This is a genomic window from Rhodococcus sp. Z13_19A (genome assembly GCF_058133575.1).
In genome coordinates this window covers 374,521-395,272 of the sequence record NZ_JBYUNN010000002.1, presented here as the reverse complement: position 1 = coordinate 395,272, position 20,752 = coordinate 374,521, and the positions used below count along the sequence as shown (strand labels likewise).

The following is a 20,752-nucleotide window of genomic DNA, read 5'->3' as shown; positions in this document are numbered from 1 at the left end:
CGCGCTGGCCCGCGCCCACGCCGAGTGGCAAGGTCGGGCCCATGACCAACGGCGAGACACAGACCCAGGACGGCTACCGCATCGAGCACGACACGATGGGCGAGGTGCGGGTGCCCGTCGACGCGCTGTGGGCGGCGCAGACCCAGCGCGCGGTGGAGAACTTCCCCATCAGCGGACGCGGCCTCGAGCGCGCCCAGATCCGCGCCCTGGGGCTGCTGAAGGGCGCGTGCGCCCGGGTCAACGCCCAGCTGGGCATCATCGCCGACGCCGACGCCGCGGCCATCGCCAGCGCGGCCGACGAGATCGCCGCCGGCCGCCACGACGAGCAGTTCCCCATCGACGTGTTCCAGACCGGCTCGGGCACCAGCTCCAACATGAACACCAACGAGGTGATCGCCACCCTCGCCGGCAAGGCGGGCGTCACCGTGCACCCGAACGACACCGTGAACGCCTCCCAGTCCTCCAACGACACCTTCCCGACGGCCACCCACCTGGCCGCCACCGAGGCCGTGGTCAAGGACCTGGTCCCGGCGCTGGAGCACCTGCACGCCTCGCTGGTGCAGAAGCAGCAGCAGTGGCGCGACGTGGTCAAGGCCGGGCGCACCCACCTGATGGACGCGGTGCCGATCACCCTGGGCCAGGAGTTCGGCGGCTACGCCCGCCAGGTCGCCGCCGGCATCGAGCGGCTGCAGGCCTGCCTGCCCCGGCTGGGTGAGCTGGCCATCGGCGGCACCGCCGTGGGCACCGGGCTGAACGCCCCGGAGGGCTTCGGCGCGGCCGTGGTGGCCGCCCTGCGCGACGCCACCGGCCTGGACGTGCTCACCGAGGCCGTGGACCACTTCGAGGCGCAGTCCGCCCGGGACGCACTGGTGGAGGCCTCCGGCGCGCTGCGCACCATCGCGGTGTCGCTCACCAAGATCTGCAACGACCTGCGCTGGATGGGTTCCGGACCGCGCACCGGCCTGGGCGAGATCCGGCTGCCCGACCTGCAGCCGGGCAGCTCGATCATGCCGGGCAAGGTGAACCCGGTGATCCCCGAGGCCACCCTGCAGGTGTGCTCGCAGGTGGTGGGCAACGACGCCGCCATCGCCTGGGCGGGCGCGTCAGGCTCGTTCGAGCTGAACGTGCAGATCCCGGTGATGGCCCGCAACCTGCTGGAGTCCATCCGGCTGCTCAGCAGCTCCAGCCGGCTGCTCGCCGACCGCTGCATCGACGGCCTGGAGGCCGACGAGGACCACTGCCGCGAGCTGGCGGAGTCCTCGCCGTCCATCGTCACCCCGCTGAACTCCGCCATCGGCTACGAGGAGGCGGCCAAGGTCGCCAAGCAGGCCCTGGCCGAGCGGCGCACCATCCGCGAGGTGGTCATCGACCGTGGGCACGTGCCCGACCGCATCAGCGAGGAGAAGCTGGACGCGGCGCTGGACGTGCTGGCCATGGCCCGGGTCAAGCAGGACTGATGCGGGTCGCGCTGGCACAGGTGCTCAGCGGCACCGACCCCGCCGCCAACCTGGCCACCGTGCGCGAGCAGGTGGGGCTGGCCGCCGCCGCCGGCGCGTCGCTGGTGGTGTTCCCCGAGGCGAGCATGTGCCGGTTCGGGGTGCCGCTGGGGCCGGTGGCCGAGCCGCTGGACGGGCCCTGGGCCGAGGGCGTGCGGGAGGCCGCCCGGTCGGCCGGCGTGACGGTGGTAGCGGGGATGTTCACGCCCGCCGACGACGGGCGGGTGCGCAACACGCTGCTGGTGGTGGGGCCGGACGTGGACACCCACTACGACAAGGTGCACCTGTTCGACGCCCTCGGGTTCACCGAGTCGCGCACCGTGGCCGGTGGCGACGAGCTGGTGGTGGTGCCGGTGGACGGGGTGCAGGTGGGGCTGAGCACCTGCTACGACATCCGCTTCCCCGGCATGTACCAGCAGCTGGCCGACCGGGGCGCGGAGGTGGTGGTGGTGTCGGCGTCCTGGGGCGCCGGCCCGGACAAGGTGGCGCAGTGGGAGCTGCTGGCCCGGGCCCGGGCGCTGGACTGCACCAGCTACGTGCTCGCCTGCGGGCAGGCCGACCCGGCGAGCCTGGGCGAGGAGCCCGGCAGCGCGCCGACCGGGGTGGGTCACAGCGTGGTGGTCTCCCCCACCGGCGCGGTGCTGGCGGGGGCGCAGTCCGACCCAGAGCTGCTGGTGGTCGACCTGGACCTCGCCGCGGTGGCTGCGGCGCGGGCGTCGTTGCCCGTGCTGGCCAACCGCCGCTGGTAGACCGCGCTCCCCGCTCCGCAGGTCAGGACTCCGGCACGAACTCCTCCAGCATGTCGGTGACCAGCGCAGCGATGGGTGAGCGCTCGCTGCGGGTGAGGGTGACGTGCGCGAACAGCGGGTGCCCCTTGAGCTTCTCGATCACCGCCGCCACCCCGTCGTGCCGGCCCACCCGCAGGTTGTCCCGCTGGGCCACGTCGTGGGTGAGCACCACCCGCGAGCCCGACCCCAGCCGGGACAGCACCGTGAGCAGCACGTTGCGCTCCAGCGACTGGGCCTCGTCCACGATCACGAACGAGTCGTGCAGCGACCGCCCCCGGATGTGGGTCAGCGGCAGCACCTCGAGCATCCCCCGCGCCAGCACCTCCTCGATGGTGCCCGGGTCGGCCAGGCCCTCAAGGGTGTCGAACACCGCCTGCCCCCACGGCCCCATCTTCTCGGCCTCGCTGCCCGGCAGGTAGCCCAGGTCCTGCCCACCCACGGCGTACAGCGGCCGGAACACCACCACCTTGCGGTGCTCGCGTCTCTCCAGGACAGACTCCAGCCCGGCGCACAGGGCGAGCGCCGACTTGCCGGTGCCGGCACGCCCACCCAGCGACACGATGCCCACGCTCTGGTCCATCAGCAGCTCCAGGGCGATGCGCTGCTCGGCCGAGCGCCCGTGCAGCCCGAAGGCCTCCCGCTCCCCGCGCACCAGCGCCACCTGCTTGCCCGGGGTCACCCGGCCCAGCGCGGACTGCTGCCCGGCCAGCAGCCGGAGGCCGGTGTGGCAGGGCAGGTCCCGCGCCTCGTCCAGGTCGATCAGCCCGGTGGCGAAGAGGTTGTCCACGTCGGACTGGGTCACCGCCAGCTCCGTCATGCCGGTCCAGCCGGAGTCCACCACGTCCTGGGCGCGGTACTCGTCGGCGGGCAGGCCCACCGCCCCGGCCTTCACCCGCAGCGGGGTGTCCTTGCTGACCAGCACCACGTCGCGCCCCTCGGCCCGCAGGTTCAACGAGCAGGCCAGGATGCGGGAGTCGTTGGAGTCGGTGCGAAAGCCCGAGGGCAGCACCGCCGGATCGGTGTGGTTGAGCTCGACGTGCAGGCTGCCGCCGTGGGCGCCGACGGGGACCGGCTGGTCCAGCCGTCCGTGCTCCAGGCGGAGGTCGTCCAGCAGGCGCAGCGCCTCGCGGGCGAACCAGCCGAGCTCGGGGTGGTGCCGCTTGCCCTCCAGCTCGCTGATCACCACCAGCGGGAGCACGACCTGGTGCTCGGCGAAGCGGGTCGGCGCCCACGGGTCGGACAGCAGCACTGAGGTGTCCAGGACGTACGTTCGTGCAGCCACAGCAGGCTCCCTCACCAGCGCGGCACCCGCGCAAGCGGTTTGCTCGGCCGGACCGTTCCTGGCCGCCGTCAGGGTTGACGGTGACGAGGACCGGGTGCCGGCCCCCTCGTGCAGACACTCACGACTGGAACCTCCCGGACGGGTGGCTTCCCCACCACCCGACACCGCCGACGCTAGCCGCCGCCACCGCCAGGGTGATGCAGGACACGCCACGGTTTACCGGGCGTTCACGGGCCCTCAGGCGGCGGCGATCTCCGCGCGCACGGTGGCGGGCACCAGCGGCTCGTCCAGCAGCCGCAGGTAGCGGGTGCCCAGCGGCTCGTCGGCGGGCCGGGCGTCCAACCAGGAGTGCAGCAGCCGGTAGCCCTCCACGTAGGTGGTGGTGTACGCCCGCCACAGCGGGTCGGACAGGAAGCGCAGCATCTGCCGGGCCCGGGGCGCGGGCACCAGCAGCCACCGCTGCAGGAAGTCCACCACCGTGTCCTCCTCGGCGCCCTGGGAGTGCAGCATCAGGGCCGCGTCCTGGCGCACCGTGAGCAGCTGGGTGGAGGCGTTGTGCAGCCGCTCGGCCCGCGCCCCGTCGAAGCGCAGCCCCAGGTCGGCGAAGATCTCCTGCGCCCACAGGCCCCAGCCCGGCCCGACCACGGCATCCAGGCCCAGGTCGGCCAGCCCCTCCGCCATCAGGCACTGCGGGGTGTTCACCAGGAACAGCGTCTGCTCCAGCTGCCCGTCGGCCACCAGACCGGACTCCTTGCGGCAGTGCTCGGTGTGGTGTCCGGGGTAGGACTCGTGGGCCACCAGGTGCGGCAGGTGGCTCATCCGCTGCTTGAGGTCGGAGTTGATGGCGACCCGGGACTGGTGGTTGCCCAGGTAGTAGTTGAAGCCCGACCAGGGCTTGTCACCGACGATCTCGTAGCTCACGGTCTCGTCCTCGGGCAGCGCGAACTGGTCGCGCACCCGGTCGCGCAGCGCGGAGGAGAAGGCGTGCACGCAGGCGCTGAGCCGCTCCGGCGGGATCTCCTCCAGGGCCCGGGCGGCGTTGAGCCGGGCCGGCAGCGGGCCGTCGCCGGGCAGCTCCGCGGCCAGGGCGCGGTGCGCGGCCAGGTACTCGTCCGGGTCACCCGGGGTGATCCGGACGTCGAAGTAGGCGTCGACCTCCTCGACGAAGTCGATGGCGTCACCGGCGAGCTTGCGTCCCGAGCACTCCAGCGCCCGCAGGTGCACGTCCAGGAAGCGCTCCCGCTCCGGTGCCAGGGCCACCGAGGCGAGCTCGGCGCGCAGGTCGGCCGCCCGTGCGGCCAGCGCACGCGGGTCGGGCGGGGGCTCGTTCTCGGTCTGCCTGCGCAGGGCCGCGTCGCCGGTGTAGGCGTCGACGAACCCAGGCTCCAGTCGGTCGAAGCGCAGCCCCAGGAGCAGGTACTCGCGCACCAGCGTGTTCGCGTCCACGACCGTCAAGCCTAGTCGCCACGCCGGTCCAGGCGCCCCACGGCTTCTCCCTCTCCAGGCCTATGCGTACCGTTTGTCCCGTGGCTCGAACCAGCACGCGCAGCACCCAGGAGCCCAGCCCGTACGTGGAGCTCGACCGGGCACAGTGGCGCGACCTCCGGCTCTCCACCCCGCTGCCGCTCAACGACGACGAGCTGAGCGCCCTGCGCGGCCTCGGCGAGCAGGTGGACCTGGACGAGGTGGCGGAGGTGTACCTGCCGCTGGCCCGGCTGATCAACCTCCAGGTGGCCGCTCGCCAGCAGCTGCACAACGCCACCACCACGTTCCTCGGCGAGACCCCGGCCAGCACCCGCGTGCCCTTCATCATCGGCGTGGCCGGCAGCGTGGCGGCGGGCAAGTCCACCACCGCCCGGCTGCTGCAGACGCTGCTCGCCCGCTGGCCCGACCACCCGCAGGTGGACCTGGTGACCACCGACGGCTTTCTCTACCCCACCGCCGAGCTGACCCGCCGCGGAATCCTGGACCGCAAGGGCTTCCCGGAGAGCTATGACCGCCGCGCCCTGCTGCGCTTCGTCACCAGCGTGAAGAACGGGGTGGAGCGCGCCGCCGCTCCGGTCTACTCGCACGAGGACTACGACATCGTGCCCGGGGCCGAGCAGGTGGTGTCCAAGCCGGACATCCTCATCGTCGAGGGCCTCAACGTGCTGCAGCCCGGCCCGCGGCTGATGGTCTCGGACCTGTTCGACTTCTCCATCTACGTCGACGCCGCCATGGAGGACCTGCAGAGGTGGTACGTGGAGCGCTTCCTGGCGCTCCGGAGCACGGCCTTCGCCCAGCCGGGCTCGCACTTCCACCACTACTCCTCCCTCGACGACGCGCAGGCGCGCGTGGAGGGCCGCAGGATCTGGCTGTCCATCAACGAGCCCAACCTGGTGGCCAACATCCTGCCCACCCGGCCACGGGCCACGCTGGTGCTGCGCAAGGACCGCGACCACTCCATCCGCCGGGTCCGGCTGCGCAAGCTCTAGCAGCCGTACCGGCGGTGCCGGCTAGGAGCCGTACCGGCGGTGCTGGCTAGGAGCCGTACCGGCGGTGCCGTGCCCCGTAGTCGCGCAGCGCCCGCAGGAAGTCCACCCGGCGGAACTCCGGCCAGTAGGTCTCGCAGAAGTAGAACTCCGAGTACGCGCTCTGCCAGAGCAGGAAGCCCGACAGCCGCTGCTCGCCGCTGGTGCGGATCACCAGGTCGGGGTCGGGCTGGCCGGAGGTGTAGAGGTGCTGGCCGATGGCCTCCACCGTCACCGTCGCGGCCAGCTGCTCGGCCGGCACGCCGGCGGCGGCCCGCTCCGCCAGCAGGGAGCGCACGCCGTCCACGATCTCCTGGCGCCCGCCGTAGCCAACGGCGATGTTCACCGAGACGCCCGGACGGCCCTTGGTGCGCTCGGCGGCAGCGCGCAGGCCCTTGGCGAACGGCTCGGGCAGCGCGTGCAGCGCACCCACGATGCGCAGCTGCCAGTTGGCCTCCGGCCCGGACAGCTCGTCCACCACGTCGGTGATGATGTGCAGCAGCGCCTCCAGCTCCTCGGGGTCGCGCCGCAGGTTGTCGGTGGCGAGCATGTACAGCGTCACCACCTCCACCCCGGCGGCGTCGCACCAGCCGAGCATCCCGGCGATCTTCTGCGCCCCCACCCGGTGGCCGTGGCTGACGTCGTCGAAGCCGGCCTCACGGGCCCAGCGGCGGTTGCCGTCCATGATCACGCCGATGTGGCGCGGGCGCTCCACGCCGCGGAGCTGGCGCAGCAGGTGGCGCTCGTAGAAGGCGTAGGCCAGGTTGCTCGTCGTCTCCCTGACCGTCACTGCTGAGTCCTCCTGGCGCCGCCCTCCACGGGAGGGGACCCTACGCCTGGGAGCGGACCGCCCAGAACGGTGTCCGAGTGAGCGCCTCGGCTGGGTACCCTGTGATTGGTCTCGCCGCTGGTGCGGTGACCACAGCTGGAGGAGGCCGTCCCGTGACCACCCTGACCCCCGCCCCCTCGCTCGTCACGCCGCGCATGCGCGGCTGGATCCACCTCTGGTCGTTCTGCGCCGCGGTGGTCGCCGCCGCGGTGCTGGTCACCCTGGCCGCGTCCACCGTCTCCGGCCGCGCGGCGCTCGGCACCGGTATCTACGGAGTCACCGTGTGCGGGGTGTTCGGGGTGAGCGCGCTGTACCACCGCCGGGCCTGGCGCAGCGAGCGCGCGCGCACCTGGATGAAGCGGCTGGACCACTCGATGATCTTCGTGTTCATCGCCGGCAGCTACACCCCGTTCGCGCTGCTGTGCATGCCCCGCGACACCGGCAACCGGGTTCTCGCCGTGGTGTGGGCCGGTGCGGCACTGGGGGTTGTGCTGAAGATGGCGTGGCCCTCGGCGCCGCGCTGGGTGGGCGTCCCGCTCTACCTGGCGCTCGGCTGGGTGGCGGTCTTCGTGCTGCCCGAGCTGCTGCACCACGCCGGGCTCGCCGCGCTGCTGCTGCTCATCATCGGTGGGCTGTTCTACACCGTGGGCGGGATCTTCTACGGCGTGCAGTGGCCCAACCCGTGGCCGGACACCTTCGGCTTCCACGAGTTCTTCCACGCTTCCACCGTGCTCGCCGCGCTGTGCCACTACGTGGCCATCTGGCTGGCGATCTACTCCTGACGCGCCTGCCCCGGCGGCCGCCCCGCTCCCCTCGCGCTCCCGCTGATCGGTGCCCCGCAGGGCCGTCGTTCGGCACCTGAACGACCCTGTTGACGCTCGGGTGAGCGGGCGATCACGCTCACCCCACTGCACGCTGACGTGGGGGGTATCACGGACATGGACCGGGTAGCGCTGCGAGCGCAGGCACATGCACGCCCCGTTCGGTGGGGTAACCGGCCCCACGATCAGGGGGCAGAACCGGCCCACCTTCCAGCAGGTGGTGCAGCTCCGCTGCTGCCGGCAGCGGCGAAGCCTGCATCACTACCTACTGCTCCGGCGGGGCGCCTTCCATCACGACGCGGTTGTCCTGCCAGTGGTACTTCACCGTGACGAGCCCTTGGCCGGGCACGCGTTGCACTCGCCCACGACCTTGTAGGTGAGCACCACCGTGCGGTCGCTCGATGCGGTGCTGAAGTCGGTGAATCCGGACGCCTTGGTGGTCCCCGTACCCAGGTACTTCCCCTTGTGAAACGGCGAGCGGGACTGTGGACCTAGACGCTGTCGGCGCCCCGGCCCAGCAGCTGCAGCAGCTCGGGCACGCTGGCCACCGGGCGGTCGCAGACGAACCCGCGGCACACGTAGGCCGCGGGGTGGCCGTCGATGAGCTCCCGTCCGGCCAGCAGCGGCGCGGAGTCGGGCTTGCCGCCCACGATCACCGTGCCGCCGGGGGCGTTGCGCCGCGCCGAGGACAGCAGTGCTCCCCCGCCGGCCACCGCCACCTGCAGCGGCCCGCGCTGGGCAGCCTCGGCCACCGCCCACCAGTTGCCCGCCGCCCGGGGCGCCCGGTCCAGCAGCACGCCGGCTCGGGCCAGGGTGGTGTCGGCCAGCTCGGCGTACCGCGCCGAGCGCTCCGGCTCGGTGAGCGCGGCAGCCACCTGCAGCGCCTCCGCCATGGCGGACGCCCCGGACGGGGTCACGTTGTCCATCGGGTCGCGCGGACGGCGCACCAGGGCTTCGGCGTCGTTGGCGGTGTCGAACCAGGCGCCGGGCTCGGTGCCGTCGGCGAAGTGCTCCACGGCCAGGTCCACCAGCGTGCAGCCGTGCCCCAGCCAGCTCAGGGCCCCGGTCGCCTGGTGCAGGGCCAGCAGCCCCGTCGCCAGCGACGCGTGGTCCTCCAGCACCGCCGCAGCCGAGCCCACCGACCCGCCCAGCGAGGCCCGCCGCAGCCGTCCGTCCACCAGGTGGGTGGCCAGCAGGTGCTCGGCGCACGTCGCCGCCGCCTCCACCCACTCCGGTCGGTCCAGCGCTGCACCAGCCTCGGCCAGCGCGGTGATGGCCAGCCCGTTCCAGGCGGTCACCACCTTGTCGTCGCGGCCAGGCTGCGGGCGCCGGGCCCGGGCGGCCAGCAGCGTGGCCCGCACCCGCTGCCACCGGTCGGAGTCGTCCGGGTCGACCGGCAGCTGCAGCACCGAGGCGCCGTGCTCGAAGGTGCCCTCCTCGGTCACCACCAACAGCTCGGCCGCCCACGCGCCGTCGTCGGGTCCGAGCACCTCGGCCAGCTGCGCCGGGGTCCACACGTAGGTGAGCCCCTCCACGCCGTCGGTGTCGGCGTCCAGGGCCGAGGCGAAGCCGCCCTGCTCGGTGCGCAGCGCGCCCAGGAGCAGGTCGGCCGTGCTCTGCGCGGTCCGCAGCGCCAGCGCCGAGCCGGTCACCCGGTGCAGGTTGGCGTACAGCCGCAGCAGCTGGGCGTTGTCGTAGAGCATCTTCTCGAAGTGCGGCACCACCCACGCCGCGTCCACCGAGTACCGGGCGAAGCCACCGCCCAGCTGGTCGTTGATGCCGCCGCGGGCCATCGCGTCGGCGGTGCGCACCACCGTGGCCAGCGCCTCATCCGCGCCGGTGCGCTCGTAGTGGCGCAGCAGCGCCTGGCACAGCATGGTCGGCGGGAACTTGGGGGCGGTGCCGAACCCGCCGTTCACCAGGTCGGCATCCCGCAGCACCTTGCCCACGGCGGAGTCCAGCGCCTCCTGGGTGACGGCGGCCGGCGGCAGCACCCCCGAGGCACGCTCCAGCTCCGCCACCACGGCCACGCCGGCCTTGAGCACCTCGGCGCGGTTGTCCGTCCAGGCGTGGGTGACCGCGGTGAGCAGCTGCGGGAAGGACGGCATCCCCTGCCGCGGAGTGGGCGGGTAGTAGGTGCCGCAGTGGAACGGCTCGGCGTCGGGGGTGAGGAAGCAGGTCATCGGCCAGCCACCCTGGCCGGTCATGGCCACGGTGGCCTCCATGTAGACCGCGTCGATGTCCGGACGCTCCTCGCGGTCGACCTTGACGCAGACGAAGTCCCGGTTCATCTGCGCCGCGATCTCGGGGTTCTCGAACGACTCGTGCGCCATCACGTGGCACCAGTGGCAGGCGGAGTAGCCCACCGACAGCAGCACCGGCACGTCCCGCTGCCTGGCCTCCTCCAGCGCCGCCGCGGACCACTCCTGCCAGTGCACCGGGTTGTCCTTGTGCTGCAACAGGTACGGGCTAGACGACTCCGCCAGCTGGTTCACTTGGGTGTCCTTCCACTCGGCGTCGGTCGGGCTCCCCCAAGCCGCACGGCCATCGTGTCAGGACAACCTCCGCCCCGCCGGGTGTGTTCCCGACGGGGCGAGGGAGTCAGTCGAACAGGATGACGCCGCGAATGTTCTTGCCGGAGTGCATGTCCTCGAACCCCTGCGCCACCTGGTCGAGGCTGTAGGTGGTGGTGACCAGCTCGTCGAGCTTGAGCTTGCCGCTGGTGTAGAGGTCGATCATCCAGGGGATGCCCGAGCTGGGGCTGGAGGCGCCGAACAGCGAGCCCTGGATGCGCTTCTGGTACAGCACCAGCTCCACCAGGTTGATCGGCAGGCCCATCTGCATGGCGTTGCCCAGCCCGGTCACCACGCAGGTGCCGGCCTTGCGGATGGCGGCGAAGGCCTGCGCCACCTGCTCACCGGTGACCACGCCGGTGGTGACGATGGCGGAGTCCGCACCCTGGCCGTTGGTGAAGGAGCGGGCGATCTCGGTGCCCTCCTCCATGGTGGCCACGGCGTGGGTGGCGCCCAGGGCCAGCGCGGTCTCGCGCTTGAAGGCCACCGGGTCCACCGCGATCACGTGGGCGGCGCCGGCGTGGGCCGCACCCTGCACCGCGTTCATCCCGATGCCGCCGACGCCCATCACCACCACGGTGTGGCCGGGGTAGACCTCGGCGGAGTTGACCGCCGCGCCCCAGCCGGTGCCCACGCCGCAGCCGAGCAGGCAGAGCTTGTCCAGCGGCAGGTCCTTGTCCACCTTGACCGCGGAGCTGACGTGCACGGTGGTGTGCTCGCTGAAGGTGGAGATGCCGCTGTTCTGCGCCACTGCCTGCCCGTCCAGGCTCATCCGGTAGCTGGACGGGTCGTCCGGGCGGCTGCCCACCAGCACCGAGGCGCCCCGGTCGCACAGGTTCTGCATGCCGGTGGCGCACCACCGGCAGCGTCCGCAGCCGGCGAGGAAGGAGAACACCACGTGGTCGCCCTCGGCCCAGTCCAGGGTGTGCGGGCCGACCTCGACCACCACGCCGGCGCCCTCGTGGCCACCGCAGAACGGGTAGCTGCCCACCGGCAGGTCACCGGTGGCGAGGTGGTCGTCGGAGTGGCACAGCCCCGAGGCCACCATCTTCACCAGCAGCTCGTTCTGCCGGGGCCGGTCGAGCTCGAGGTCGACCACCTCGTACTTGCCGGGGGCCTGCCGGATGATGGCGCCGCGAGTCTGCACAGTTGCTCCTGAGTTCTGGGTCGAGCCGTACTGGTGGGTGGGGGTGGTGCGGGTGGAAGCAGGCGCCGGCTAGGGGGTGATGGCGGCGACCATGCCGGCGTGGAACTGCTCGCCGAAGGGCGGCAGCATGCCCCAGTCGTGCCGCGGGTCGGCGCCGGCGGGCGCCTCGAAGACGGTGCGGGCGTGGGTGAGCTCGAGGAAGCCCTCGCGCCCGTTGTAGTGCCCCATCCCGGAGGCGCCGACGCCGCCGAAGGGGGCCTCCGACATGCCCGGGTGCAGCATCAGGCCGTTGACCGTCACGCCGCCGGAGCGGGTGCGCTCCAGCACCAGCTGCTTCTCCTGCTCGTCGGTGCCGAAGTAGTACAGCGCCAGCGGCGCGGGCCGGGCGTTGATGTCGGCGATGACCTCCTCGACGGTGTCGTAGGGCAGCACCACCACCGCGGAGCCGAAGATCTCCTCCTGCATGATCGCCGCCTCGGGGGCGGGGTCGACCACGATGCGCAGCGGCTGGCGGCCGGAGTCGGCGGGCACCTGCTCCCCCTCCGGGCTCACCTCCACCCGGGCACCGCGGGCTGCGGCGTCGTCCACGTAGCCCTGCACCCGGTCGCGGTGGCGATCGTTGATCGCGGCCACCACGTCCGGGTTGTCGGCCACGGTCGGGAACAGCTGGGCGAACTGCGTCTTGAGCTCGGCGACGAAGGTGTCCACGTGCTCGCGGGGCACGTGCACCAGGTCGGCGTTGACGCACAGCTGGCCGCCGTTGGTGGCCTTGGCCACGGCCACCTTGCCGGCGGCGATGGCCAGGTCGGCGCTGCGGGAGACCACCGACGGCGACTTGCCGCCCAGCTCGAGGGTCACCGGCACCAGGTTCTTGGCGGCGTTGGTCATGATGATCTTGCCGACCGTGGTCCCGCCGGTGAAGATGATGTGTCCCAGCGGCTGAGAGGACAGCGCGCCGGCGACCTCGGGACCGCCGGTGACCACCGCAACCTCGGTCGGGTCGAGGTGCTCGGCCGCCAGCTCGGCGAGCAGCTGGGCGGTGCGCGGCACCAGCTCGGAGGGCTTGAGCACCGCCCGGTTGCCGGCAGCCAGGGCGTAGGCCAGCGGGGCGAGCAGGGTGTACACCGGGGCGTTCCAGGTGCCGATGATGGCGACGGTGCCCTTGGGCTGGTGCTGCACGTGCGCGGTGGCACCCATCTGGTCCCACGGCGCGTAGGCCGGACGCGGGTCAGGCTCCATCCACTGCGCCACCGAGTCACGGGTGAACTTGAGCGAGGCCAGCGAGCCCAGCACGTCGTTCATCGTGGAGTAGCCGGGGTGGCGGTTGCCGAAGTCGGCCCCGATCGCGGCGACCAGCGGCTCGTGGCAGGCCACCAGCATGTCGATGACGCGCTGCAGGCGGGCCTGGCGCACCTCGACGCTGGGCGGGCCCTCGGCCAGGAAGGCCTCCTGCTGCTGCGCCAGCACCGTCGTCAGGTGCTGTACCTCGTCGCTGCCGTGCTCCATCAGTCCTCCACGTCGGGCGAGCTCGCGCTCCGCCAGCAGGCGGAGCGCACTCAACCTATTAGGCATAGACCGACGCGATGACCAGCGTCTCGGTGACCGAGAACGGACCAATCGGGCGCTCGGAGGTCGCACAGGGAGCTCACAGCAAACCGCCAGCCTCGGCACAGGCGCACGCGCGACACTGACCCCATGCAGCACGCAGCGCGGTCCGCGGGGGCACGGGTCCCGACGGCGCCCGAGGCCAAGATCCTGGTGGTCGACGACGAGCCCAACATCGTGGAGCTGCTCAGCACCAGCCTGCGGTTCGTCGGCTTCGAGGTGGCCACCGCGGCTGACGGCATGCGCGCCCTGGACGTCGCCAGGACCTTCCGCCCGGACCTGGTGGTGCTGGACGTGATGATGCCGGGGATGGACGGCTTCGGGGTGCTGCGCCGGCTGCGGGCGGACGGCACCCAGTGCCCCGCGCTGTTCCTCACCGCCCGGGACGCGGTGGCGGACAAGATCACCGGGCTCACGCTGGGCGGCGACGACTACGTGACCAAGCCGTTCAGCCTGGAGGAGGTGGTGGCCCGCATCCGGGCGGTGCTGCGCCGCACCGGGACGCTGGAGGGGCTGGCCAGCTCCTCGCGGATGACCTTCGCCGACCTCACCCTGGACGACGACACCCGCGAGGTGTGGAAGGCCGGCGAGCCGGTCACCCTCTCGCCGACCGAGTTCAAGCTGTTGCGCTACCTGATGGCCAACGCCGGCACCGTGCTGAGCAAGCCGCGCATCCTCGACCACGTGTGGAACTACGACTTCGGCGGCGAGATGAACGTGGTCGAGTCCTACGTCTCCTACCTGCGGCGCAAGGTGGACACCACCGAGCCGCGCCTCATCCACACCCTCCGGGGCGTCGGCTACGTGCTGCGGCAACCCCGCCGGTGACGCTGCCCCGGCGGGCCGGGCCGGCCCGCGGGGTGCCGCTGCGGGTCACCCTGGTGGCGGCGCTGCTGGCCCTGGTCACCCTGGGCCTGCTCGCCTCGGGGGTGGCCACCACCACCTACCTCAAGGACTTCCTGGTGCAGCGCACCGACGCCCAGCTGGGCCAGGACGCCGGGGCGTTCCTGCACCGGATGAGCGCACCGGTCGCCCCGCTCAACGATCCGGGCGCCCCACGCCCACCGGCCCGCTACTACGTGGCCCTGGTGGCTGCGGACGGCACCACCCTGCAGGTGATCGACGATCCCGGCCTGGCCACCGCCCCCGACCTGACCTCGATCCGCCCAGACAGCACCGCGCACGGCCCGGTCACCGTGACCTCCACCGCCGGCGGACCGCAGTGGCGGGTGGTGGCCGAGCCGGTGGTGCTCACCGACGGCAGCGCGGCGAGCGTCGTGGCGGCCACCAGCCTGGCCGACGTCAGCTCCACGGTGCACCGGCTGGTGCTGCTGCAGACCGCCATCGGGCTGGTCGTGCTGCTGCTGCTGGCCGTGCTCGGCTACCTCGTCGTCCGGCGCAGCCTGCGCCCGCTGGTGGAGGTGGAGGAGACCGCGGCGGCCATCGCCACCGGTGAGCTCGACCGGCGGGTGCCCGACCTCGGCCAGCGCACCGAGGTGGGCCGGCTGTCGGTGGCGCTCAACGGCATGCTCAGCCAGATCCAGTCCGCCTTCGACTCCGCCGCGGCCTCGGCACAGGCCGCGCAGAGCTCGGAGCAGCGGATGCGGCGCTTCGTCGGCGACGCCAGCCACGAGCTGCGCACCCCGCTGACCACCATCCGCGGCTTCGCCGAGCTCTACCGGCAGGGGGCGGCCACCGACCCGGCGGCGGTGCAGCGGCTGATGTCGCGCATCGAGGACGAGTCGGCCCGGATGGGGCTGCTGGTGGAGGACCTGCTGCTGCTGGCCCGCCTGGACTCCCAGCGCCCGCTGGAGCGGAAGCCGGTGGACCTGCTCGCCGTGGCCAGCGACGCGGTGCACGCCGCCCAGGCGGTCGCCCCCCGGCGCAGCATCCGCCTGGAGGTGGTGGACGGGCCAGGCACGCCCGAGGTTCTCGGCGACGACAGCCGACTGCGCCAGGTGCTGGGCAACCTGGTGACCAACGCCCTGGTGCACACCCCGCCGGAGGCCGCGGTGACCGTGCGGGTGGGCACCGACGCCGAGCACAGCGTGCTGGAGGTCAGCGACACCGGTCCCGGCCTCACCGCGGAGGCGGCCGAGCGGGTCTTCGAGCGCTTCTACCGCGCCGACTCCTCCCGCACCCGAGCCAGCGGCGGCACCGGGCTGGGGCTGTCCATCGTGGCGGCGCTGGTGTCCGCCCACCGGGGCACCGTACGGGTGGACAGCGCTCCCGGCGCGGGGGCCACCTTCCGGGTGTCGCTGCCCCGCGCCCCGCACTGACGGTAGGTTCACCAGGTGCTCTACTTCCTCTTCAAGCATGTGTGCCCGGGTCCGTTCATGATGCTGCTCAGCCGCCCCCGGGTGACCGGCAGGGAGAACATCCCCAAGACCGGTGGCGTGATCGTGGCCGGCAACCACCTCGCCGTGGCCGACTCCTTCGTCGTGCCCCTGGTGATGCCGCGGCGGGTGATCTTCCTGGGCAAGGCGGAGTACCTCACCGGCACTGGCCTGGTGGGCCGGGCCCGGGCCATCTTCTTCGGCGCCATCGGCATGGTCCCGGTGCAGCGCGACGACGCCAGCGCCGCCTCGGCGTCGGTGGACGTGGTGATCGAGCACGTCGAGCGAGGCATGGCCTTCGGCATCTACCCGGAGGGCACCCGCTCCCCCGACGGCCGGCTGTACAAGGGCCGCACCGGCGTGGCCAAGGTGGCCCTGGCCACCGGCGCCCCGGTGCTGCCGGTGGCGGTGATCGGCACCGACAAGCTGAACCCGGTGGGCTCGAAGATGTGGCGCCCGCACCGCATCGAGATCCACTTCGGCAAGCCGCTGGAGTTCTCCCGCTACGACGGCCTGGCCGGCGACCGCTGGGCCGAGCGCGCCATCGTGGACCAGATCATGACCGAGATCGTTAAGCTCTCCGGCCAGGAGTACGTCGACGCCTACGCCTCCTCGGTCAAGGAGCAGCAGGGCTAGCGGACCGGCCGCACCGTCCCGCGGGCGACCAGCTCCACCACCAGCACCACCGCCACGGTCTCCACCGCCAGCAGCGCCACCAGCACGAACAGCTGCACGGCACCGGCAGCTGCCGGGCTCGCCCCGCCCAGCAGCATCCCCACGAACGCGCCCGGCAGGGTCACCAGCCCCACGGTGCGGGTCTGGTCCAGCGCCGGCACCAGGGCCTGGCCCGCGGCCGGCCGGCACACGAGGAGGGCAGCCTCGCGGGTGGGCAGCCCGATGGCCAGGCCCGCCTCCAGCTCCCCGTGCCGCTGGGCCAGCTCGTCCAGCGCGCGGCGTCCGGCCAGCGCCGTGGCGGTCATCGCGCCGCCGACGAGGATGCCCGCCACCGGGATGAGCGCGAGCCCGGTGGTGGGCAGCAGGCCGGCGAGCACCAGGCCGAGCACCACCGGGGTGGTGCCCGCCAGCACCGGCAGCGCCGCCCACCAGCCGTTGCGCCCGGTGCGCATCCGTCGGGCGGCCGTGCCGCTGGCCACCACCGCCATCAGCGCGACGAACGCCACGGTGGCGGCCAGCGAGCCGACGATGGCGGCGATCACCAGCGAGACGGCGGCCAGCTGGACCACGGCGCGCAGCACCGCCACGACCACCTCGCGCCCGACCCCCACGCGGCCCGCCACGGCGACCGCCGCAGCGGCCGCGGTGAGCACGACCATGGCCACGACCAGGCCGGGACCGACCTCGACGAGGGTGGAGGGCCCCTGGGCGAAGGACCCCAGGGTGGCGGGCCCCAGGGTGAGAATCACTGCCTCGCTAGCTGGTGGAGCCCGCGGGACCAGCCGGGCCAGACTCCGCGTCGGCCTTGGCCTGGTCGAACTCGGTGGGCAGCTTGCGCATGTGCCGGTTCATCGACCGGATCAGCAGGATCAGCCCGATGAGCAGCAGCAGCACCAGCACCAGGCCCGCCGGTGCCGCCTTGCCGAACTCCGCACCCGTGGAGTTCGGGTTGGGGTTGGGCGTCGGCGTGGGGGTCGGCCCCTGGCCCAGCAGGACCTCGGTGGCCAGCAGGGAGAGTGTGCCCGTCATGCCTGAACTGTCTCCTGAATCCCCGCGAAGAGGTCGTCCTCAGGGGTGTCGGTGTCGACCAGCGAGCGCGCCAGCTCCCACTCCTCCGTGGGCCACAGCTCGCGCTGCATCTCCACCGGGATGGCGAAGAAGCGTCCGTTGGGGTCGATCTGGGTGGCGTGCGCCTTGAGCGCGGCGTCGCGCACCTCGAAGTAGTCGGCGCACTCCACCTGGGTGGTCACCCGCTGCATCACGTCCCCGCGAGAGGGGTCCCACTGCGCCAGCCACTCGGCGAAGGGCGAGTCCATCCCCTTGGCCACCAGGGCGTCGTGGAACAGCTGCAGGCGCTGGCGGCTGAAGCCGTGCGAGTAGTAGACCTTCAGCGGCTGCCAGGGCTCGCCCGCGTCCGGAAAACGGTCCGGGTCGCCGGCGGCCTCGAACGCGGCCATGGTCACGTCGTGGCAGCGGATGTGGTCGGGGTGCGGGTACCCGCCGTGCTCGTCGTAGGTGGTGAGGACGTGCGGGCGGAACTCGCGGATGAGCCGCACCAGCCGCTCGGTGGGCTCCTCCAGCGGCACCAGGGCGAAGCAGCCCTCAGGCAGCGGCGGCAGCGGGTCGCCCTCGGGCAGCCCCGAGTCCACGAACCCCAGCCAGCGGTGCTGCACGCCAAGGATCTTGGCTGCCTCGGCCATCTCGTCGCGGCGGATCTCGTGGATCCGCTCGTGCACCCCGGGGGTGTCCATCGCCGGGTTGAGGATGTCGCCACGCTCCCCACCGGTGAGGGTCACCACCATCACCTCGTGCCCCTCGGCCACGTAGCGCGCCGTCGTGGCCGCACCCTTGCTGGCCTCGTCATCGGGGTGCGCGTGCACCGCCATCAGCCGTAGTCCACTCACCGGCGTCCTCACCTCGTACATCGGCCTGGTCGTAACCTGGGGTGGTGCGACACAGATGTCGCACTAGAGACCCATGATCCCATCTGACCGCACTGCTGCGCGTCGGCACCTCCAGGAGTCGCACCCCATGGCCACCACCCTGCCAGCCGGCCGGTACTCAACGGGCACGAAGCGACACCGCTCACCCCGGCTCACCGCGGCCCTGGCCGTCGTGGCCGCTCTCGTCTTCGGCGCCCTGATCGCCCTGCTGCTCTACCGCAGCTTCGGCTCCAGCCCCATCTCCAGCGAGAGCACCGGCTACCAGACGCTCGACGACTCCTCCATCAGCGTCACCTTCACCGTCACCCGCGACGACCCGGCCAAGCCGGCGGTCTGCGTCGTGCGTGCGCTGACCACGGACCACTCCGAGACGGGTCGCCGGGAGGTCTTCATCCCGCCCAGCGACACCGACATCGCCCAGTACGACGCCGTCATCCGGGCCTCCGAGAAGCCTGTGGTGGCAGACGTGTTCGGCTGCGGCTACGACGTCCCCAGCTACCTGCTCACCCCCTGACGCGCCGGCGCTGACGCCGTCGGCGCCCGCCGCGGAGACGGGCGCCGACGGCGGAAGACTGCTAGCCTTGGCTCATGGCACGGTCCCGCACGGGGCCGTGTTTCGTCGTATTGAGCGGGTGCCCACCGTAGGTAGTCGACCCGCAACGAGGGAGTGGACACGATGACCGACACCCAGGTGACCTGGCTGACGCAGGAGTCCCACGACCGGCTCAAGGCCGAGCTGGACAACCTCATCGCCAACCGTCCCGTCATCGCCGAGGAGATCAACGCCCGCCGCGAGGAGGGCGACCTCAAGGAGAACGGCGGCTACCACGCGGCGCGCGAGGAGCAGGGCCAGCAGGAGCGGCGCATCCGCCAGCTCCAGGAGCTGCTCAACAACGCCCACGTCGGCGAGGCCCCCACCACCTCAGGCGTGGCCCTGCCCGGCTCGGTCGTGAAGGTGTACTACGACGGTGACGAGTCCGACACCGAGACGTTCCTCATCGCCACCCGCGAGGAGGGCAGCCACGGCCGCCTCGAGGTCTACTCGCCCAGCTCTCCGCTGGGCAGGGCCCTGCTGGACGCCAAGGTCGGCGAGAGCCGCGAGTACCCGCTGCCCAACGGCGGCACGATGAAGGTCACGCTCACCAGTGCGGAGCCCTACCAGGCCTGACGTGCCTGCCCCGGTGGTCCTCCTCGCTCCCCGCACCCGGTGTGGGTAGCGTCAAGGGCAGAGCGCCACCGGGGTTCGCTCGTCCGCGAGTCCCGTCCCAGCCGCACGAACGAGGAGGTCCGGCCGATGAGGGCACACCGCACCTCCCTGCTCGGCCTGCTCTGCACCGTCGCGGCGAGCGCGAGCCTGATCGGCGGCGCACTGTTCACCGTCGCCCAGGCCGGCTGCGACACCCCCGCCCACCTGCAGACCCGCGCCGACGGCGGCGTGGAGCTGGTGGGCGGCTGCGTCGCCGCCGGTGACCTGGTGGTCCCCGGCGCCCCGACCACGCCGGCGGCCGTGCCGGACGGCCAGGGCAACCGCCCCTAGCTCGTCGGCAGGGCCTGCTCCAGGTCCGCCAGCAGGTCGGCGACGTCCTCGATGCCGACCGACAGCCGCACCAGGTCGTCGGGCACCTCCAGCGCCGAGCCCACCGTGCTCGCGTGGGTCATCGCGCCGGGGTGCTCGATCAGCGACTCGATCCCGCCCAGGCTCTCGGCCAGGGTGAACAGCCGGGTCCGCGCGCACAGCGCCAGCGCCGCCTCGCGGCCCCCGGCCAGGCGCAGCGACACCATCCCGCCGAAGCGGCGCATCTGCTTGGCGGCCACCTCGTGCCCAGGGTGCTCGGGCAGGCCCGGGTAGAGCACGCTGGCGACCGCCGGATTGGCGCTGAGCATCTCCACCACGCGCTCGGCGTTGTCGCTGTGCTTCTCCATCCGCAGCGCCAGGGTCTTGGCCCCGCGCATCACCAGCCAGGAGTCGAACGGTCCCGGCACGGCGCCCGCCCCGTTCTGCAGGAAGGCGAACGCCGCGGCCAGCTCGGCGTCGTTGGTGACCAGCGCCCCGCCCACCACGTCGGAGTGCCCACCCAGGTACTTGGTGGTGGAGTGCAGCACCACGTCGGCGCCCAGCGCCAGCGGCGTCTGCAGGTACGGGGAGGCGAAGGTGTTGTCCACCAGCACCGTCACCCCGGCGTCGTGGGCCACCTCCGACAGCGCGGTGATGTCGGCGATGTTCAGCAGCGGGTTGGTGGGCGTCTCCACCCAGAGCAGCTTGGTGTTGGGCCGCAGCGCCGCCCGCACCGCGTCCACGTCGCTCATGGACACCGGGGTGTGCTCGATGCCCCACTCGCTGAGCACCTTGTCGATCAGCCGGAAGGTGCCGCCGTAGGCGTCGTTGGGGATCACCAGGTGGTCGCCCGGACGCAGGATGGCGCGCAGCGCGGTGTCGCTGGCGGCCATGCCCGAGGCGAAGGCCAGCCCGTGCGCGCCACCCTCCAGCGCCGCCAGCGCGGTCTGCAGCGCCGCCCGGGTGGGGTTGCCGGTGCGGGAGTACTCGTAGCCGCCGCGCAGCCCGCCCACCCCGTCCTGGGCGTAGGTGGAGGTGGCGTAGATCGGCACGATCACCGCACCGGTGGTGGGGTCCGGCTCCTGCCCCGCGTGGATGGCGCGGGTGGCGAATCCGGGACCGGCGAGGTTGCTGCCGGCACTGTGCGACGAGTCGTGGGTCATGCGCCCGAGCCTAGTGGCGGGCGCGGGGC

21 protein-coding genes are annotated in these 20,752 nt (G+C 72.6%); 10 read left to right on the top strand and 11 right to left on the bottom strand.

Annotated features, from left to right (window positions below):
• Nucleotides 1-41: 41 nt before the first annotated feature.
• Both AC3YNX_RS08530 and AC3YNX_RS08525 read left to right on the top strand, forming a co-directional pair.
• Nucleotides 42-1,457 (top strand): class II fumarate hydratase, encoded by a 1,416-nt coding sequence (locus AC3YNX_RS08530; RefSeq protein ID WP_489995201.1) that lies wholly within the window; start codon nt 42-44, stop codon nt 1,455-1,457.
• Nucleotides 1,457-2,245 (top strand): carbon-nitrogen hydrolase family protein, encoded by a 789-nt coding sequence (locus tag AC3YNX_RS08525; RefSeq protein WP_489983735.1) that lies wholly within the window; start codon nt 1,457-1,459, stop codon nt 2,243-2,245. Before AC3YNX_RS08530 ends, AC3YNX_RS08525 begins: the two co-directional genes overlap by 1 nt.
• 22 nt (nt 2,246-2,267) lie before the next feature.
• Here the strand turns inward: AC3YNX_RS08525 and phoH2 are convergent, their stop codons facing one another.
• Together phoH2 and AC3YNX_RS08515 are read right to left on the bottom strand one after the other, a co-directional pair.
• Complete coding sequence (gene phoH2, locus AC3YNX_RS08520) at nt 2,268-3,566, bottom strand: RNA 5'-3' helicase PhoH2 (protein WP_127782193.1); 1,299 nt, start codon at nt 3,564-3,566, stop codon at nt 2,268-2,270.
• A gap of 237 nt (nt 3,567-3,803) precedes the next feature.
• On the bottom strand, nt 3,804-5,012 hold the full coding sequence (locus tag AC3YNX_RS08515; RefSeq protein WP_489995200.1) for a DUF885 domain-containing protein: 1,209 nt from the start codon (nt 5,010-5,012) through the stop codon (nt 3,804-3,806).
• A gap of 80 nt (nt 5,013-5,092) precedes the next feature.
• Between AC3YNX_RS08515 and coaA the strand changes: the two genes are divergently transcribed.
• Nucleotides 5,093-6,040 (top strand): type I pantothenate kinase, encoded by a 948-nt coding sequence (coaA, locus tag AC3YNX_RS08510; protein ID WP_489983732.1) that lies wholly within the window; start codon nt 5,093-5,095, stop codon nt 6,038-6,040.
• Nucleotides 6,041-6,086: 46 nt separating this feature from the next.
• On the opposite strand, the gene AC3YNX_RS08505 is transcribed toward coaA, so the two are convergent.
• Nucleotides 6,087-6,866 carry an isoprenyl transferase gene (locus AC3YNX_RS08505; RefSeq protein WP_127782190.1) on the bottom strand — a complete coding sequence of 260 codons (780 nt, stop codon included), beginning with the start codon at nt 6,864-6,866 and terminating at the stop codon, nt 6,087-6,089.
• A gap of 194 nt (nt 6,867-7,060) precedes the next feature.
• Between AC3YNX_RS08505 and trhA the strand changes: the two genes are divergently transcribed.
• Nucleotides 7,061-7,687, top strand: coding sequence for a PAQR family membrane homeostasis protein TrhA (gene trhA / locus AC3YNX_RS08500; RefSeq protein ID WP_127784652.1), 627 nt, complete (start codon nt 7,061-7,063; stop codon nt 7,685-7,687).
• A gap of 360 nt (nt 7,688-8,047) precedes the next feature.
• On the opposite strand, the gene AC3YNX_RS08495 is transcribed toward trhA, so the two are convergent.
• From AC3YNX_RS08495 to AC3YNX_RS08480, 4 genes are all read right to left on the bottom strand, one after another.
• Nucleotides 8,048-8,302 carry an LppP/LprE family lipoprotein gene (locus AC3YNX_RS08495; protein ID WP_489995199.1) on the bottom strand — a complete coding sequence of 85 codons (255 nt, stop codon included), beginning with the start codon at nt 8,300-8,302 and terminating at the stop codon, nt 8,048-8,050.
• Nucleotides 8,218-10,221, bottom strand: coding sequence for a thioredoxin domain-containing protein (locus AC3YNX_RS08490; protein WP_489995198.1), 2,004 nt, complete (start codon nt 10,219-10,221; stop codon nt 8,218-8,220). Before AC3YNX_RS08490 ends, AC3YNX_RS08495 begins: the two co-directional genes overlap by 85 nt.
• A 106-nt stretch (nt 10,222-10,327) precedes the next feature.
• Nucleotides 10,328-11,446 carry an NDMA-dependent alcohol dehydrogenase gene (locus tag AC3YNX_RS08485; protein ID WP_127782187.1) on the bottom strand — a complete coding sequence of 373 codons (1,119 nt, stop codon included), beginning with the start codon at nt 11,444-11,446 and terminating at the stop codon, nt 10,328-10,330.
• A gap of 69 nt (nt 11,447-11,515) precedes the next feature.
• Nucleotides 11,516-13,006 carry an aldehyde dehydrogenase family protein gene (locus tag AC3YNX_RS08480; protein WP_489995197.1) on the bottom strand — a complete coding sequence of 497 codons (1,491 nt, stop codon included), beginning with the start codon at nt 13,004-13,006 and terminating at the stop codon, nt 11,516-11,518.
• A 135-nt stretch (nt 13,007-13,141) separates the two neighbouring features.
• Between AC3YNX_RS08480 and AC3YNX_RS08475 the strand changes: the two genes are divergently transcribed.
• The 3 genes from AC3YNX_RS08475 to AC3YNX_RS08465 are packed head-to-tail and all read left to right on the top strand — an operon-like array spanning nt 13,142 to nt 16,023.
• Nucleotides 13,142-13,879, top strand: coding sequence for a response regulator transcription factor (locus AC3YNX_RS08475; protein WP_489995196.1), 738 nt, complete (start codon nt 13,142-13,144; stop codon nt 13,877-13,879).
• Nucleotides 13,876-15,330, top strand: coding sequence for a HAMP domain-containing sensor histidine kinase (locus tag AC3YNX_RS08470; RefSeq protein ID WP_489995195.1), 1,455 nt, complete (start codon nt 13,876-13,878; stop codon nt 15,328-15,330). Before AC3YNX_RS08475 ends, AC3YNX_RS08470 begins: the two co-directional genes overlap by 4 nt.
• A gap of 15 nt (nt 15,331-15,345) precedes the next feature.
• Nucleotides 15,346-16,023 (top strand): lysophospholipid acyltransferase family protein, encoded by a 678-nt coding sequence (locus AC3YNX_RS08465; protein WP_127782185.1) that lies wholly within the window; start codon nt 15,346-15,348, stop codon nt 16,021-16,023.
• On the opposite strand, the gene AC3YNX_RS08460 is transcribed toward AC3YNX_RS08465, so the two are convergent.
• The 3 genes from AC3YNX_RS08460 to mca form a co-directional block, all read right to left on the bottom strand.
• A complete protein-coding gene (locus tag AC3YNX_RS08460) occupies nt 16,020-16,721 on the bottom strand; it encodes an ABC transporter permease (RefSeq protein WP_489984072.1) in 702 nt (233 codons plus the stop codon). The two genes, AC3YNX_RS08465 and AC3YNX_RS08460, sit on opposite strands and share 4 nt — an antisense overlap.
• A 97-nt stretch (nt 16,722-16,818) precedes the next feature.
• Nucleotides 16,819-17,091: a hypothetical protein gene (locus AC3YNX_RS08455; protein WP_489995194.1), complete on the bottom strand. Its 273-nt coding sequence runs from the start codon at nt 17,089-17,091 to the stop codon at nt 16,819-16,821.
• On the bottom strand, nt 17,088-17,966 hold the full coding sequence (gene mca, locus AC3YNX_RS08450) for a mycothiol conjugate amidase Mca (protein WP_206518099.1): 879 nt from the start codon (nt 17,964-17,966) through the stop codon (nt 17,088-17,090). Before mca ends, AC3YNX_RS08455 begins: the two co-directional genes overlap by 4 nt.
• A gap of 127 nt (nt 17,967-18,093) precedes the next feature.
• Here mca and AC3YNX_RS08445 point away from each other — a divergent pair, with 127 nt between their 5' ends.
• The 3 genes from AC3YNX_RS08445 (at nt 18,094) to AC3YNX_RS08435 (ending at nt 19,542) form a co-directional block, all read left to right on the top strand.
• Nucleotides 18,094-18,519 carry a DUF4307 domain-containing protein gene (locus AC3YNX_RS08445; protein ID WP_164860574.1) on the top strand — a complete coding sequence of 142 codons (426 nt, stop codon included), beginning with the start codon at nt 18,094-18,096 and terminating at the stop codon, nt 18,517-18,519.
• 162 nt (nt 18,520-18,681) lie between these two features.
• On the top strand, nt 18,682-19,173 hold the full coding sequence (gene greA, locus AC3YNX_RS08440; RefSeq protein ID WP_127782182.1) for a transcription elongation factor GreA: 492 nt from the start codon (nt 18,682-18,684) through the stop codon (nt 19,171-19,173).
• Between the two features lie 126 nt (nt 19,174-19,299).
• Nucleotides 19,300-19,542 carry a hypothetical protein gene (locus AC3YNX_RS08435; RefSeq protein WP_127782181.1) on the top strand — a complete coding sequence of 81 codons (243 nt, stop codon included), beginning with the start codon at nt 19,300-19,302 and terminating at the stop codon, nt 19,540-19,542.
• Here the strand turns inward: AC3YNX_RS08435 and AC3YNX_RS08430 are convergent.
• The gene (locus AC3YNX_RS08430) at nt 19,539-20,723 is read right to left on the bottom strand and encodes a cystathionine gamma-synthase (protein ID WP_127782180.1); all 1,185 of its coding nucleotides are present in this window, start codon (nt 20,721-20,723) and stop codon (nt 19,539-19,541) included. The two genes, AC3YNX_RS08435 and AC3YNX_RS08430, sit on opposite strands and share 4 nt — an antisense overlap.
• Nucleotides 20,724-20,752 lie beyond the last annotated feature (29 nt).

What these genes read in the sequence shown, in the direction of transcription:
- AC3YNX_RS08530 (WP_489995201.1), top strand. Translation starts at nt 42, where the DNA reads ATGACCAACGGCGAGACACAGACCCAGGACGGCTACCGCATCGAGCAC.
- AC3YNX_RS08525 (WP_489983735.1), top strand. Translation starts at nt 1,457, where the DNA reads ATGCGGGTCGCGCTGGCACAGGTGCTCAGCGGCACCGACCCCGCCGCC.
- trhA (WP_127784652.1), top strand. Translation starts at nt 7,061, where the DNA reads ATGCGCGGCTGGATCCACCTCTGGTCGTTCTGCGCCGCGGTGGTCGCC.
- AC3YNX_RS08475 (WP_489995196.1), top strand. Translation starts at nt 13,142, where the DNA reads ATGCAGCACGCAGCGCGGTCCGCGGGGGCACGGGTCCCGACGGCGCCC.
- AC3YNX_RS08460 (WP_489984072.1), bottom strand. Translation starts at nt 16,721, where the DNA reads ATGGTCGTGCTCACCGCGGCCGCTGCGGCGGTCGCCGTGGCGGGCCGC.
- AC3YNX_RS08455 (WP_489995194.1), bottom strand. Translation starts at nt 17,091, where the DNA reads ATGACGGGCACACTCTCCCTGCTGGCCACCGAGGTCCTGCTGGGCCAG.
- AC3YNX_RS08445 (WP_164860574.1), top strand. Translation starts at nt 18,094, where the DNA reads ATGGCCACCACCCTGCCAGCCGGCCGGTACTCAACGGGCACGAAGCGA.
- greA (WP_127782182.1), top strand. Translation starts at nt 18,682, where the DNA reads ATGACCGACACCCAGGTGACCTGGCTGACGCAGGAGTCCCACGACCGG.
- AC3YNX_RS08435 (WP_127782181.1), top strand. Translation starts at nt 19,300, where the DNA reads ATGAGGGCACACCGCACCTCCCTGCTCGGCCTGCTCTGCACCGTCGCG.
- AC3YNX_RS08430 (WP_127782180.1), bottom strand. Translation starts at nt 20,723, where the DNA reads ATGACCCACGACTCGTCGCACAGTGCCGGCAGCAACCTCGCCGGTCCC.